Origin of the sequence: Methylobacterium nodulans ORS 2060, assembly GCF_000022085.1 — a bacterium.
GTDB lineage: Bacteria > Pseudomonadota > Alphaproteobacteria > Rhizobiales > Beijerinckiaceae > Methylobacterium > Methylobacterium nodulans.
The window spans coordinates 6,431,179-6,444,957 of record NC_011894.1 but is presented as its reverse complement, the minus strand read 5'-3'; the positions used below and the strand labels follow the sequence as shown (position 1 = coordinate 6,444,957).

Sequence of the window (13,779 nt, the reverse complement as noted above, 5' to 3'; positions counted from 1 at the left end):
TGGAGGCGGGGTTTTTCATGGCTGCTCTCCTGGCCGCTTCCCGGGGCACGGAGTCGCGACCGCCGGGGTGTCGCGTCAGCGGCAGGTGGTGACGCGGCGGACGATCCAGCCCTCGCCTTCCACGAACAGGCGCTTGCGCGCGGTGGTGCAGTTGGCGTCGTCCGTCCCCTCCTCCGGCATGGTCGCCGTCGCGGTGACGTCGCGGACCGCCGGGCTGCGGCTCTGCGCCTTGGCGGGCGCCTTGTCGACGGCGGGCGCTGCGAATCCCGGGGCAGCCGCGAGGCCCGCACCGGCGGTCAGAGCGGCGAGCAGAGTCAGCCGGGCGCCGAAGAGCGCGCGCATGTCGTGTATCCTGTTCCTGAGAGCTTCGCGTCGTCGTGGTCGGCAGTGCGCTGCCTGGCCGCCATTCTGCCATAGATAAGTCGCGAACGCCCGAAGGGTTGCTGCCCGACAAGCGTGTCCTTTCGAAATTCGGTAAACACGAAAGCGCGCACGAACGGCGTGCGGTTTCACACGCCGCACGACGGGTCGTTCTACCCTCCTGGATTTGTCAACGGGCCACGCCGCGGCGGGTTCCTGCCGCCGGGTCAATGCCGGGACGGGCCGCCGCTCAACCGCGCCGCTGCTCCACGAGTCGCAGGCTCTGCCGGGCAAGCTGGTCCGGAATGCCGCGCCGCACCAGCCGGGCGCGCCGCTCCTGCTGCGCCCGCCAGCTCTGATAGGCGTCGCTCGCCTGCAGGATCGGGCGTATCCAGGCTTCGAGCCACGCGATCTGCAGTGCGAGGCCGAGGAGCGCCGTCTGCTCTGCGAGGGCCAGGGAGGCGGCCAGCACCCGCTGGAGCTGCTGGTCCACCTGGAGGGGGGGCGACGTTCGATCCTGCATCGCCGCGTTTCTCCTCTCCCGGTCCGGTGTCTCGGGCCTTGCGGCGCCCGGCCGGGCGCCCGTCCGGCGGCCTCCCCGCCATCGGCGAGGGACCACTTGCAAGTTCCGGGCACCCCGCAGGTTCCGGGCCCCCGGGCCGAGCGCTTCGGGCCAAAGGAACAGGCGCTCTCGTGTCGAGATTATGTCCGCGAGCGCTCGGCCCCGTGCAACCGGGCCCCCGGGTGCGGCCGGTCCGTCCATGACCAGCGACGCCCAGAAGGCCCCGATCGCGTCCCATCTCTCCGGTCTGCAGCCCGGGCCGCAATACGACGCCACCTTCGTCAAGGCCCAGTTGCACGGGCACCGGGAGGCGCTGGCGACCCATGGCTCCTATGCGGAGAGCGGCGAGGATCCGGGCCTGCGCCGCATCGCGCGCAGCGCGCTGCCGCTGATCCGGCTGCATATCGCGCAGCTCACGCAGATGCAGGCGATGCTGGGCGGTCCGCAAGGCTGAGACCCCCAGTGCCGGCGGGGGCATTGCCGCTGGTCCCCCGGCTCAGTGGTCGACCGATGGCCGGGCCGGCTCGGCGGCGAGGCAGCCGCTGCGGCAGCGCATCTGATCGACCGTGATTCCCTGCGCCTTGCTGCCGACGGTCTCGATCTCGATCTGCGTCTGGTTCTTGGTCCAGAGAAACAGGCAGCGGGAGGGTGTCGTCCGACGGCAGGTGATCGCCTCCGCGTAGGTCTCGCAGATCCGCGTGCGACCGCTCACGCAGGTTGCGCGGCTCTTGGCCGCCTGGTCGGGCTTCCAGCCCTGGAGCGCGAGGCTGATGCGGAACTCGGAATAGGCCGTGCGCGGGTCGAGGGCCGGCAGCTGCTCGCCCGCGGCGACGCCGTCGGCACAGAGCCAGAGGGAGAGCAGGATTGCGGTTCGCATCGCCACCGCCAGGGAACCAGCGCGCCGGAGCGTCGCCGCGGGCTTATCGGTTCGGCGGCGGGAGCGGTCAAGAACGGCGGTGCCGGCCGAATCTCGCCCGGAGGCTGGCGCGGCCCGGCAAGGTGGCGGGCCGCGTCGAGGCGGGTGCCTACTCGGCGGCGGCCTTGGCCGCGCGGGAGCGGCGGGCCGGCTTCTTCGCCGGAACCTCGGCGGGTGCTTCGGCGATCACGGGCGCCGGGGGCGGCGCGGGCGTTTCGACCATCTCCGCCACATTGGGCGCCGAGGCTGCGGCCTTCGCCTTGGCGCGCTCGCGCCGGATCTGGCCCAGGCCGAGGCTGCGGGCGAGCTCCGAGCGCTGCCGGGCGTAGCTCTCGGCCACCATCGGGTAGTCGCGCGGCAGGCCGAACTTCGCCCGGTAGGCCTCGGGCGTCAGGCCGTGTTTCGTCAGGTGGCGCTTGAGGGACTTGTAAGGCTTGCCGTCGATGAAGCTGACGAGGTGATCGACGGTGATTGACTTGCGGATCTGCGCGGGCGTCGCCTTCGGCGTCTCGTCTGCGGCAGGGGTCGCGGGCTTCCCGATGGTGCGGAGCGCGTCGTAGACGCTGCGGATCAGCGTCGGCAGCTCGGCACTCGGGACGTTGTTCTTCGAAACGTAGGCCGACACGATATCGCTGGTCAGGCCGCTCAGGTCGACGGCCGCTGCTTCAGTCTCGCTCATCTATGTATCCCTGTGCTTGCGCATGACACACCAGTGTAGTGTCGGGCGCGCAGCGTCAACAGGAATCGTTGCATGTTCACATCAAAACCGAGGTGAATCCGCACTTTTCCGCGATCCTGTGATCCGGCGGACAGGTTTCGGGGTCAGTCGAGGCGGATCGCGGTGGCTGAGACGCGCGCGGCGATCGCGTTATTGCTCGCGCTGCGATGGAGCATCAGGGTCAGGAGCGCGCGAAGGACGTTGCGCGCCTCAGCAGCTGCGATCGAGCTTGTAGCCGCCGGGCCCGCTGGAGCCGACGAAGCGGCAGCCGCCGAAGGTGCCCTCGAAGCCGTAGGCATTCTTCCCCGTCTTCCAGGTGGCGCCGTGGCCTCCGCCGTAGCGGGCGGAGCGATAGCCGGCGGGCTTGGCGGCGGGAGCGGCCGCCCGGCGACGCGGCGCCGGCCGGGCGGCAGGCGGCGGCTCAGGCGCGCTCTCCGCTTCGGGCGCGGGCGGCGGAGCGGCGGGCGGGGGCGCAGCGGTCTCGGCGGACGGACCGGGATCGGCGCTGGCGATGGTGAGGGCGGCGTGTGCGCCGGTGGCGGCGGAGAGCGCGATGGTGGCGGCAAGGCCCAGCACGAGGGATTTCATGATCGACCACCCGGATCGGGGCTGCCGGGGGCAGGATGCCGTCCCGGGAGCCGACGGGCGCACCCTCGCAAGCTCCGCCGCGGGGTGCTGTGTCCTGCGACACATGGTTGATCGGGGCCCCTCGCACGGGCGTCCGCGGATCGATTTGACGGCGGGCCGCGTTTCGCCTAGAGAGGCGCCCCAGCGTGATCCCCGATAGCTCAGCTGGTAGAGCAGGCGACTGTTAATCGCCTTGTCGCAGGTTCGAGTCCTGCTCGGGGAGCCAGCCGGCTCCTCCCTTACGCGCCTGTGGACATGCGGATTGCTGGTGCGGCGCAGCCTATCTGACGGGGCTCTGGCCTCCTTCACGACCTGGTGCCCGGGCCGGCATGCCCATCGCGAGGCTGGTGGCGGAAGGCCGGCGCTGGGCGGTCGAGGACGCCTTCGAGACCGCCAAGACGGAACTCGGCTTGGCCCACAGCGAGAGCCGGTCCTGGCATGGCTGGCACCGGCACGTCTCGCTGGTGATGCTGGCCTTCGCCATGCTTGCCCGGGTGCGCCGGCTGGCGAACGGGTCTCCCCCAAAAATGGCGCTCGTCGCCAAGTTCTCTGGTGCCCTGGTCAGTCCAGGAGATCCGGCGCGTAGCGATGCGGCTGGCGCAGCGGCGCATTGAGCCCGCCGTCGTGATTGCTTGGTCCGCATGGCGGCGCGCTCACCAAGCCGCTGCTCAACGCGCGCACCTCAGCCGTAGGTTGCAACTGGAATGCTGGTGGTCTGAGTTAGAACTCTACTTGCATGTGCGGGCTGCGGGAACAGGCTGGCGCGCGCCGAGCCCGGAGGTGCGCCATGGCGCGCGGACCCAAAGCTGTGGTGCTGAACCTTCGTGAGAATGAACGCACCGAACTGCACCGCCTGCTGCGGGGGCACGGCACGGGTCAGGCGCTCGCCCAACACGTGCGCATCGTCCTCGCCTGTGCGGAGCCAGGCGCGACCAATCTGGGCCGTGGCCACGGCGCTGGGTGTGAGCCGGCAGACCGTGGCGCTGTGGCGCCAGCGCTTCGCCGTGCACCGGCTGGAGGGCCTCGTCGATGCGCCGCGCTCCGGCGCGCCCCGCCGCATCAGCGACGAGGCCGTCGAACGGCTGGTCGCCCTCACCCTGGAGGAGGCGCCCCGCAACGCCACGCACTGGAGCACCCGCGCGATGGCTCACCGCAGCGGGATGAGCCAGACGGCCGTGCCGCGCATCTTGCAGCTGGGCCGAGCCGAGCGGGCCACCGCTGATGATCGCCGGCATGGCACGCTCGACCTGTTTGCGGCTCTGGATGTGACGGCCGACACCGTGATCGGCTGCTGCGCGGCGTCATCGCAGCGTCGAGTTCCGCGCGTCCCTTGAACAGGTTGAGAGCAGTGTGGCGCCGGACTTGGCGGTGCACCTGGTGCTCGACACCCTGAAGACGCATACAACGAAGCTGATCCACGACGGGCTGGTCCAGCATCCGCGGTTTCATCTGCATTTCACGCCGACGAGCGCGTCGTGGCTGAACCTGGTCGAGTGCTGGTTCGCGCTGCCGAGCCGGCGCCGTCTGGAGCGGGGTGCCTTCACCAGCACCGCGGACCTGGAGGCGACGATCCAGGGCGACATCGCCGAGACGAACGCTCATCCCAAGCCGTTCGTGTGGACCAAGACCACCGACGCGGTTCTGGCCAACGTGGCGCGTTTCTGCAAACAGATTTCTAACTCAGACCACGGGGGGTAACTACGGGGACGCTTACAACTGAGAGTGACTTTATAGCAACAGTCGGCAGGGATCCCGAATGACGGCGTGCTAAGGCTTCTGCATTTTTCCTGAATGCAGTAACCTGCTGCAGAAACCTGATCATGGCGGAGGAACTATGAAATTTCCAGCATTGATAGCTGTGGCCGGATTGCTATTAGTTGCCGCCATCGGTCATTCTACGGATGTTCTTGCGCAAGCAACCCGCACCTGGGTGTCGGGCGTCGGGGATGACGTCAACCCCTGCAGCCGTACAGCTCCTTGTAAGACCTTCGCGGGCGCGATAAGCAAGACGGCATCTGGAGGTATTATTAATGTACTAGATCCAGGTGGATACGGGGCTGTTACTATTACCAAGCCTATTACTATACGGTCTGTAGGCGTTGAGGCTGGCGTTCTGGCTCCCAACACGAATGGAATTGTTGTTAATGCGCCGGGTGCGCAAGTGGCGCTGATCGGACTGACTGTCGACGGAGCGGGGAATGGAATCAATGGCATCAACATAATCAGTGCTGGACAAACAACAATTGAAAACTGCATTATATCTGGTTTCTCCAATGCGGGGGTGCGATTGAGTTCATCTGCCTACTCGCGCGCAACAATCAGGGACAGTTCGATAATTGCAAATGGCGTTGGTGTTGCCGTTGCGCCAACCGGGGGCGTGAGCAATGGTATAGTGATAGACGACGTTCTTGTTGACAGCAATACTACAAATATTAGTATTGATCAGTCAGTCGGAATCGCGGTCATTCGACGTTCTACAGTGCTCGGATCGCCCATCGTTGTTACTAATGGCGGAGTTTTGCGCTCTTTTGGAGATAATGCGATCAACGGAGGAGCACCAACTGCGACCGTACCTCTTCAATGAGAAACCAGGATGCGATCGCGGTAGGGACGCTCATTTCTGAGCGCACAGATCCGTATGGGCGGGATTCCCGCATACGGCTCCCGCGTTGGGTGTTTGATGACGAAGCGCTGGCGTGGCCAGGGATGGGGGATCCGCGGCTTGATCCCCCTCGAGTTGGTGGGCGCCTCTGATACGCTCCTGTGTGAGGTTCGGCGACATCGTTTCAATCTCACCGCCCCAGTTTCCGGCTGATCTGGCCTTCTGATGCTATTGCGGCTGAGGATCTGATGGGCAGCGCATGCCGCGCTGCCCATCAGATCCTCAGCCAGGGCGGGAGACGGCGATGGATCTGGCGAAGGCACGTCTGGGATGGATCGAACTCTAGCCCGGACCGGCGATGCCGGCCTCGTCTGCCAGCGCTGCGGCAGCTCGCGCCCGATGCTGCGCAAGGGGTGGCAGAGGTATCAGGCCGCTCCGCAACGAGCTCGTCCGTCAGCACGATCTGACGCTATCGCTCGACACCATCCATCGCGTGCTCGTGCGCCATGGCGAGCAGGTTCTCAAGCAGCCGCGGCGGCGGGCCAAAGGAAAGACCCGCCACAGCCGACCTGTGCCCGGCGAGCTCTGTCGGAGCTCCCGATCCGCTCCGACTGTCGCCCCCTCACACCGCATCATGGAAGGTGAGGCTCAGACACTTGCGGATGGTCCAGCGCGCGCTCCAGCTGCTTCGTGAACAGGCACGCGCCTTGGCCAGCATGCCAGATCACCTTCATCAGATCGCCGCGACGGCCCCGGAAGCAAAACAGATGCCCGCTTAAGGGATCGCGCCGCAGCACCTCTTGAACCTGCAACGACAGGCTCGCAAAGCCCTTGCGCATGTCGGCGTGCCCGGTCGCCAGCCACACCCGCACGCCGCTCGGAATCGGGATCATCGCAACGTCTCGAGCGCCTGGACGATCCGCAGCAGTGCAGTGACGTCAACATCGCGATCGACCAATCACTCGCCGGCCGTTCGCGCTCACAATCTCCATGCGGCCGCCACCTGTCGCGATCCGCTCGCCATGCGGGCTGGTCTCCGGCACCACCAGTGCCGGCACGAACCCGCTGGCGCTGACATCGCCAAGCCGGCCCTCGCGACACGCCTTGCGCCAGGAAAACAGAAGCTGGTTGGAAATCCCGTGCCGGCGCGCCGTCGCCGAGGTCAGCCGAGCCCCCGAAAGGCTCTCCGCGGCGATCCGCACCTTCTCGGCATCCGACCGCCGACGCGGGCGACCCATGTCAACGACCTCAAGGCGACTGATGTGCTGACGGTCGGGATATCCATGCCGACAGTCAGCTACGGGCCAGCCGTCTCCGCAGGGCGGCCCTCGTCGGAAGCGTATGCGGCGCCAACAGGGCCGCCGTCATGTCCACGCTCATATGACGGCGAAGCTCAATAACGTCGATCCGCAGGCTTGGCTGGCCGACGTCTTCACGCGCATCGCCGAAATCCCGCAGGGCAGCCTCCACGAGCTCTTGCCGTGGCACTGGAAATGGCAAGCTGAAGAACCTGCAGCTGCACAGGCCGCCTGATCAACACCGGCAGCATGCTCGGAGCACCATTACCGCGGCCCTCCGCGTATGGTTACACAGCGTCGGCCGATCCTTGAGTTGAGCAGGAGGGAAAGGGCGGACGGCGGCAGCTGAGGACGTGACACGGCTTGGCCGGGACCGTTCAGCCGGGTCAGCGGCGCGGGAGCGTCGGGGAAGGCCTCAGGGCGTTTCGTAGGTCAGGCCGATGAGCACACCGCTTGCGCTTGGTACGGTGCCGTCGTAGCGCTGCACGAGAACGGCGTTGCTGTTGGCCGCCGCCAATCCGACGAGGGCCACGCCCTTGCCCATGTCTCGCCCTTGGATCGGCGTGTCGAATGCCGACGAGAACGGCAGGGTGACATTGATGCCGCTCGTGCAGCTGCTGGCCGTGAGCGGCACCTTGGCCGTGACCATGACCGTCTTGCCGATGCGCTTGTAGCGGGCGCTGACTGTGCCTGTCGTCAGCGATCCACCACCGGCACAGGCGACCGTGGGCGTGTACGAAGCCCACGCTGCGTTATCGATAACCGTCATGCCCTGGATTTTATAATCCGTCGCACTGTTGACGCTTTGGACCGTTTCGTTTCCAAAGCCATCGATCTTCCAGACTTCCACGTTATCATTGGTGACAGCAAAATCACCGGCGCTCGGATGTCCGTTGATCTTGCCGTCGACCCGGAATCCGTAGAGGGGGATGCCGGCGAACTTATCAGGTCGCACGAGGAACGAGGTATCGCCTGCACCCATCGATAGGAAGCCGTAGGACACCGAGCCGCGCTGCAGGTAGCAGGTGTTCGCGTTCTTGAGTGGGCCCACGCAATCAAGCGCCGTCCCACCCTCGTCCAGCTGATTGATGCCTTGCAGCGCCACGCCCGTCGCGTTTGCGGTGGCGGGACGCTTGAGGGTCAGGGTGTTGTTGACCGTGTCGACGAAAGTAACGGTCGTACCATCCGGGATGCCGGCCCCGTACACGATGAGGCCCGAGCGCCACATGCTGATACTCGTGACATTCGTGACGAGGTAGCTGCCCTTGGTCGTATTTCCCGTACTGCCGGAGACCCAGGTCGGCGCGAAGGCGACACCGCTGTTGAACACGTCGATCTCGGCCGCCACGTACTTGCCGAACTCGGTTCCTGCGGTGGCGGTCAGAACCATATTGGACGCGGTCGCAGTCGCGGCCTTCTCGAGCTGGATGGTGTTCGCCGCATAGTCGAGGCCCGCGATGACCGTGTTCGGCGGGATACCCGGCCCCTCGATGAGATGGCCGCCCGGGTAGAGGCCGACCGTGCTGTTCACCGTCACCGTTTTCGAGCCGGCCTGCGTCGTGGCAATGAGTGGGATGCCGTTGGCAAACGGCGTGAGCAACATCCCCCAGAGCTTGTCGAGCGGGTTGATAAAGGCGCGCGTGCCTGTCGGCGTGCCAGCGCCGCCCCCGCGCTGATACCACCCGGACACGGCGATGGCCGTCACCTGACCGGCGCCGTTGACGGTCCAACTCGTGATCTGGCCGTTGTAGGCCGCCGGGCTGTCGTTGGTGCGGATCCACATCCCGACGCCGAGCTTCACCGTGTCGCTCAGCGTGGTCGGCGTCGTCGGAACGAAGCTGTTTGCCGTGAAGGTGCCGGAGACCGCTGCCATCAGGGGCATGGTGTCCCCTTGCGCGCACAGAGCGTAGGACCCGAACTCGTCGTAAGCCGCGCTCTGCGAAGGGCTGGTGAACCCCGCCACGCAACCTGGTCGGTTCACGCCCACCGAGAAGGTGCCCGCGCCGGCTGTGTTGAGCGACCCGTAGGGGAACAGGTTGGTGAAATTGGCCGAGCCGTTCGGCGCCCAGACCGCCGCGTTCCCGAGAGGCTTGATGTCAGAATAACCCGAGCCGCCGACGCCCGAGACCCAAGATGGATAAGGACCGGCGAAGGGGTTGGAGGCGCGCGTCGCGTCGCCCGCGGTGAGCGCGTCCGGCGCAAGCACGGTCTGGCCTGCTTGGCGCTTGCCGAGCTTGAGAGTTCCGAGCAGGAGATCGCCGCCATTTGTGATCACGGCGTTCGGCAGAGCCTGATCCGCATGAGCCAGTGCGGTGGCAAGGATCAAGCCAGCGAATGCGAGCGAGAGAATTCGACGGGCCATCAGGTTATACACCGGTCAAAATCATTGGAATGAAGGAGGATCTTTTGCTAAGGGCTTACAATCACAATTTTCGCAGCGCCTAAAACATCTGAAGGTCTTTCCAGATCCAGACAGCCGAACGATGATGTTTAAAGCGTCTGACAAGAGTCCCTTCTCATCAGCAATGAAGAGAGGCTATTCGTACGGAAGGAGGGCCGCAAGGGGCAACTGGACGGTGCGCGCCGCCGTCAATGCGTGACAGCCGATGTAGCCATCAGTGCCACTCACGATATAGTCCTGATCCAGGATAGTCCGCGGTGCGCCCGCGAGCACGGGAATGCCGCTTTGTGTTGAACACCGGCGCGCCCGCGCCGTCGGTGTAAGTGGCGATATGCGCGGCGGCTCCGCACACCATTCGAAGGGCCGACGCGCCATCACAGGTCTCCGAAATCGAAGGTGCTGGACCCATCGGCGGGCTGGTCCAGAGTGCCCATGTCGTAGGACAGCGCCCCGACGAGGGATACGAGGCACGTTGCGGGCTTTCTCGTCGAGTCGACGCCCCGAGGTTCAAGCCTGAGGAATTGGGTCGAGACGCTCGCGACTGCCGGTGCTTCGCGGGCAACTTCGGGCCTGAAGCTGATCGGCTCGGCTAGGATACCATCACGCTGTTCGGGGTCCCTCCTCAGTCCGGCGTGACCCGCGGCGACTGGCCGGGCGTCCTGCTGCCGTGCCTCTATCCTGGCGCCTACCACGATCAGAGCCGAGACATCCGGTCGCGGACCGTGGGCGAGCGGCAGGCATACGTCTGTGCAGTTGAATCATCTGGTAAAATCCGGCTTCAAATAACCATCGTTATGTTGACTCTGCCTGCGAAGCTAGTGCATAGGTGCCGACATATCATCCGCAGGAGGTATCGCCAACTCGCTACCAAAGCAGCGGAAATCACAGCCCTCTATGTGCTTTTTGAGTGCATTTATGCGCCAGCTTCATAGTACACAACGAACAGAATATCGCAACGTTGCGGTGAAGCGACATGATATGTCATAGGCTGAAGTGTATATTCATCCATATTCCACGTACCGCGGGCTCAAGTATCGAAAAGTGGATATGCGGTGACGATTGGTGGAACATTGAGCCACAAACCAAACACTTAATTGCAAGTGTAGCGAAAGATATTTACAAGGAATATTGGGACTCTTATTTCAAATTTTCATTTGTTAGAGATCCCGTAGAAAGAGTAGTTTCTTGTCTAAAACACAAAGAACATTTTGGCATAAGCATTTCCGATAGTAATGATTTGGACTTCAGTGTTTATAATGAGATGTTTGGCCCGGGCGTAATTTTGGAGTTTGACCGTAGATTTTACAAGAGAGAAAACATTATTAGACAGAAGCATATAACACACGCTGTATATTCTAATATTCTTGATGAGCCGATGGATTTTATTGGTAAATACGAAAATTTGAAGTGTGATCTTTTTTACCTAGGAAAAGTACTGGGCCTAGATGAGGAATTTTCATGTCGCTTGGAAGCTTCTGAAGCGAAAATTGCAAAAAACAGCCTGTCATTGACCTCTCTTAGAACGATATATAGTTTGTATGAATGCGATTACGAAAGGTTCGAATATAAAATTCCTACGTTAATCTAAGCGCACTATCCACGAGATTGTGAATCGGCTGCTCTGCGGTCTCTTGGCGAGGCGTATGAATCCTAAACACAGCGTCGGAAGCCACGCAGAATGCGCTCCAATGATGAACCGTACGCCGTCTTGCCTACGTCTTGCCCTGTCGGAAGGCTCGCGATGGCGTGGCCTGATCCCCACATTTGGAGATCATGGACAACCAACTTCTGTGCTTCGCGTGGCTCGCGGTCAGCGTCGCGCCGCGTTCTGCCACTTAGCCTGAACAAGGACGCTGCTTCGGCCTGCCGCCCATCCAGCCTCCTGGCTGCGCTGCTCCCCAAGGAGTATCTCCGGCTCACCGATCGGGGGCTCGAAGACCTGCTGCGCCTTTCCAACTGGCTGCGGCGTTTGCTGCACGGCGTCTGTGTGCCCGACCACGCCACCTTCTGGTGGTTAGCTCGCCGCTGGATCTCGCCTGAGTGTCTCGACGCCGCGCTGGCCGACACCGTGCGCCGCGTCCCGCTCAGCCGTGACAGGCGGCAGATCGCGCACGACAGCACGGTCCGTGCGCGTGATTGCGACAACGCCCGCCAGGAGATGCACCGCCTGCTCGGCACGCCCGGCGATGAGACCAGCCGCCATGCTTACCGGCAGCGCTGGAAGGTCGAAACGATGATGTCGGTTGCCAAGTGCTGCTGGGGCGAAGCTCTCTCGGCCAGAACTGAGGCGACGCAGGACTCACAGGCGCTGCTCAGGAGCCTCGTCTACAACGCCCATCGCCTTGTCCAACTTGCCATTCTCGCCTGGGGCTTGCGACAGAGCAACGCGCGGTTGGAGTTGGGCGGGCGTCGTTACACGGCGCGCAGGGCAGCCTCCACAAACCTTAGTTTGGTCGTGCCCGCTGAACATCGAAGCCGAGATGAGCCTGAGAGGCTTGGCACGGCACTGGCATTGCTTCCCCTATGTGCCACGCTTCGCGACAGCTTCAGCGCTCCGGAGCGCGGCCCGGCGCGGCGCTATTGGTTGGGGTAAGTCATTGGGAAGACAGACTGAATAAAGACTGCGGCCCGTGACGGCCGAGGAGATTTAGCTCGTCCTCCCGAGGAGCTAAATTGACTTTTCCATGGCTTCCTGCAAACCGCAGCCGCCGACACACGGAGAATCAGTGGACATGATTGGGCGTTTCGCGCAGGCCTCTGTCCGGTTGGATCGATCCTTGTTTTGACAGCCGGCCGATCCACCAACCCGAGACGATGGAGACACCATGGGCGATCTCATCCATCCCGTGATCCTGTGCGGTGGATCGGGCACCCGGCTGTGGCCCGCCTCGCGCGAGTGTCACCCCAAGCAGTTCATCCCGCTCGCGGAGACGGACCGGTCGTCCTTCCAGGCCACCGCCCTGCGCTTGGCGGATGCGGGCGTCTTCGCGCGCCCGACCGTCATCACGGCGCAGGACGCGCGCTTCATCGTGGGCGAGCAGCTCGCGGCGGTGGGCGTCAGGGCGGACATCCTGCTCGAGCCGCAGCGCCGCGACTCGGCCGCCGCCGTCGCGGTGGCGGCGCTCTACGCCGCGCGGTCCGACCGCGAGGCTCTGGTGCTGATCCTGGCGGCCGACCACGTGGTGGGCGACACGGAGGCCTTCGTGGCGGCGGCCCGCACCGCCGCGGTCGCGGCCCGCGACGGCCACATCATGACGCTCGGCATCACGCCGACCGGCCCCGCCACCGCCTACGGCTACATCCAGCCCGGGGATCCGCTGCCGGGCCGGGCCGGGGCGGAGGGGGCCTACGCCGTCGCGCGCTTCCTGGAGAAGCCGGACGCCGCCCGCGCGGCCGGCCTGATCGCCGAGGGCGCGCTGTGGAACAGCGGCTACTTCCTGTTCCGGGCCGACGTGATGCTCGACGAGCTGCGCGCCCACGCCCCGGCCGTGCTGGAGGCCGCGGAGCACGCCCTCGACCAAGCCAGCCGCGATCTCGACTTCGTGCGCCTCGATCCGGCCGCCTTCGCGCGCGCGCCGCAGATCTCGATCGACTACGCGGTGATGGAGCAGACCCGCCGCTCGGGCGTGCTGCCGGTGCGCTTCCCGTGGTCGGACATCGGCACCTGGGGGGCGCTGTGGGAGGTGTCGGCCCGGGACGCGGCCGGGAACGCCCTGCGCGGCCGGGTGGCGGTGCGGGAGACCCGCAACAGCCTCGTGCACAGCGCCGGCGACGTCCTGACGGCGGTGGTCGGGCTCGAGGACGTGGTGGTGGTGACGACGCCGGATGCCGTGCTGGTGACGACGCGGGACGGGGGCGGGGCGGTGAAGGCGCTGGTGGAAGACCTGCGCGCCCGCGGCGAGCCGGAAGCGGACGCGCACCGGCTGATGTACCGGCCCTGGGGCTCCTACCAGCGCATCGACCTCGGCCAGCGCTTCCAGGTGAAGCGGATCACCGTCAAGCCGGGCGGGCGGCTGTCGCTGCAGAAGCACTATCACCGGGCGGAGCACTGGGTGGTGGTGCGCGGCACGGCGGAGGTGACGGTGGACGAGCGGGTGACGCTGGTGCACGAGAACGAGGCGATCTACCTGCCGATCGGCTGCGTGCACCGCCTGGTCAATCCCGGCAAGATCCCGCTGGAGCTGATCGAGGTCCAGGTCGGCAGCTACACCGGCGAGGACGATATCGTCCGCATCGAGGACGTCTACGGCCGCAACGCCACATGAAGCCGATGGTGGCCTTGGCGTGTCATCCTG

Annotated in this window: 12 protein-coding genes, 1 tRNA gene and 5 pseudogenes; 10 read left to right on the top strand and 8 right to left on the bottom strand. The window is 64.9% G+C overall.

The features are described from left to right. Positions 1 to 75 precede the first annotated feature (75 nt). Entirely contained in the window at positions 76 to 342 is a 267-nt protein-coding gene (locus MNOD_RS29970) for a hypothetical protein (RefSeq protein WP_015932713.1), read from the bottom strand. A 268-nt stretch (positions 343 to 610) separates the two neighbouring features. Beyond that, the gene (locus MNOD_RS29965) at positions 611 to 883 is read right to left on the bottom strand and encodes a hypothetical protein (protein ID WP_015932712.1); all 273 of its coding nucleotides are present in this window, start codon (positions 881 to 883) and stop codon (positions 611 to 613) included. A 238-nt stretch (positions 884 to 1,121) separates the two neighbouring features. Here MNOD_RS29965 and MNOD_RS29960 point away from each other — a divergent pair, with 238 nt between their 5' ends. After that, complete coding sequence (locus MNOD_RS29960) at positions 1,122 to 1,376, top strand: DUF4142 domain-containing protein (protein WP_083786613.1); 255 nt, start codon at positions 1,122 to 1,124, stop codon at positions 1,374 to 1,376. A gap of 42 nt (positions 1,377 to 1,418) precedes the next feature. Here MNOD_RS29960 and MNOD_RS29955 read toward each other — a convergent pair whose 3' ends face one another. The 3 genes from MNOD_RS29955 to MNOD_RS29945 all read right to left on the bottom strand — a co-directional run bounded on the left by MNOD_RS29955 (position 1,419) and on the right by MNOD_RS29945 (position 3,144). Next, positions 1,419 to 1,799, bottom strand: a complete 381-nt coding sequence (locus tag MNOD_RS29955; protein WP_015932711.1) for a hypothetical protein — start codon at positions 1,797 to 1,799, stop codon at positions 1,419 to 1,421. A gap of 148 nt (positions 1,800 to 1,947) precedes the next feature. Next, entirely contained in the window at positions 1,948 to 2,517 is a 570-nt protein-coding gene (locus MNOD_RS29950; protein ID WP_015932710.1) for a Ros/MucR family transcriptional regulator, read from the bottom strand. Between the two features lie 249 nt (positions 2,518 to 2,766). Beyond that, positions 2,767 to 3,144, bottom strand: coding sequence for a hypothetical protein (locus tag MNOD_RS29945; RefSeq protein WP_015932709.1), 378 nt, complete (start codon positions 3,142 to 3,144; stop codon positions 2,767 to 2,769). Positions 3,145 to 3,333: 189 nt separating this feature from the next. Between MNOD_RS29945 and MNOD_RS29940 the strand changes: the two genes are divergently transcribed. The 5 genes and pseudogenes from MNOD_RS29940 to MNOD_RS44320 all read left to right on the top strand — a co-directional run. Beyond that, positions 3,334 to 3,409 (top strand) — tRNA-Asn (locus MNOD_RS29940). A 21-nt stretch (positions 3,410 to 3,430) separates the two neighbouring features. Next, positions 3,431 to 3,797: pseudogene (locus MNOD_RS29935) on the top strand (IS701 family transposase); the annotation flags it as partial. Positions 3,798 to 3,970: 173 nt separating this feature from the next. Beyond that, positions 3,971 to 4,881, top strand: a pseudogene (locus MNOD_RS29930) (helix-turn-helix domain-containing protein). 136 nt (positions 4,882 to 5,017) lie between these two features. After that, entirely contained in the window at positions 5,018 to 5,767 is a 750-nt protein-coding gene (locus tag MNOD_RS44325) for a right-handed parallel beta-helix repeat-containing protein (RefSeq protein WP_015932708.1), read from the top strand. Positions 5,768 to 6,089: 322 nt separating this feature from the next. Beyond that, a pseudogene (locus tag MNOD_RS44320) lies at positions 6,090 to 6,368 on the top strand (IS481 family transposase); the annotation flags it as partial. 49 nt (positions 6,369 to 6,417) lie between these two features. Here MNOD_RS44320 and tnpB read toward each other — a convergent pair. Together tnpB and tnpA are read right to left on the bottom strand one after the other, a co-directional pair. After that, complete coding sequence (gene tnpB / locus MNOD_RS29925; protein ID WP_050783431.1) at positions 6,418 to 6,678, bottom strand: IS66 family insertion sequence element accessory protein TnpB; 261 nt, start codon at positions 6,676 to 6,678, stop codon at positions 6,418 to 6,420. Continuing rightward, positions 6,675 to 7,023 (bottom strand): annotated as a pseudogene (gene tnpA / locus MNOD_RS44315) (IS66-like element accessory protein TnpA). Before tnpA ends, tnpB begins: the two are co-directional and overlap by 4 nt. A 95-nt stretch (positions 7,024 to 7,118) precedes the next feature. Here tnpA and MNOD_RS44310 point away from each other — a divergent pair. Continuing rightward, positions 7,119 to 7,318, top strand: a pseudogene (locus MNOD_RS44310) (transposase domain-containing protein); the annotation flags it as partial. Positions 7,319 to 7,498: 180 nt separating this feature from the next. Here MNOD_RS44310 and MNOD_RS29920 read toward each other — a convergent pair. After that, a complete protein-coding gene (locus MNOD_RS29920; protein WP_043749675.1) occupies positions 7,499 to 9,457 on the bottom strand; it encodes a hypothetical protein in 1,959 nt (652 codons plus the stop codon). Between the two features lie 1,000 nt (positions 9,458 to 10,457). Between MNOD_RS29920 and MNOD_RS50750 the strand changes: the two genes are divergently transcribed. From MNOD_RS50750 to MNOD_RS29905, 3 genes are all read left to right on the top strand, one after another. Then, positions 10,458 to 11,072 carry a sulfotransferase family 2 domain-containing protein gene (locus MNOD_RS50750; RefSeq protein WP_083786612.1) on the top strand — a complete coding sequence of 205 codons (615 nt, stop codon included), beginning with the start codon at positions 10,458 to 10,460 and terminating at the stop codon, positions 11,070 to 11,072. Between the two features lie 153 nt (positions 11,073 to 11,225). Beyond that, entirely contained in the window at positions 11,226 to 12,077 is an 852-nt protein-coding gene (locus MNOD_RS48370; protein WP_015932705.1) for a hypothetical protein, read from the top strand. Positions 12,078 to 12,309: 232 nt separating this feature from the next. Next, a complete protein-coding gene (locus tag MNOD_RS29905; RefSeq protein WP_015932704.1) occupies positions 12,310 to 13,749 on the top strand; it encodes a mannose-1-phosphate guanylyltransferase/mannose-6-phosphate isomerase in 1,440 nt (479 codons plus the stop codon). Positions 13,750 to 13,779 lie beyond the last annotated feature (30 nt).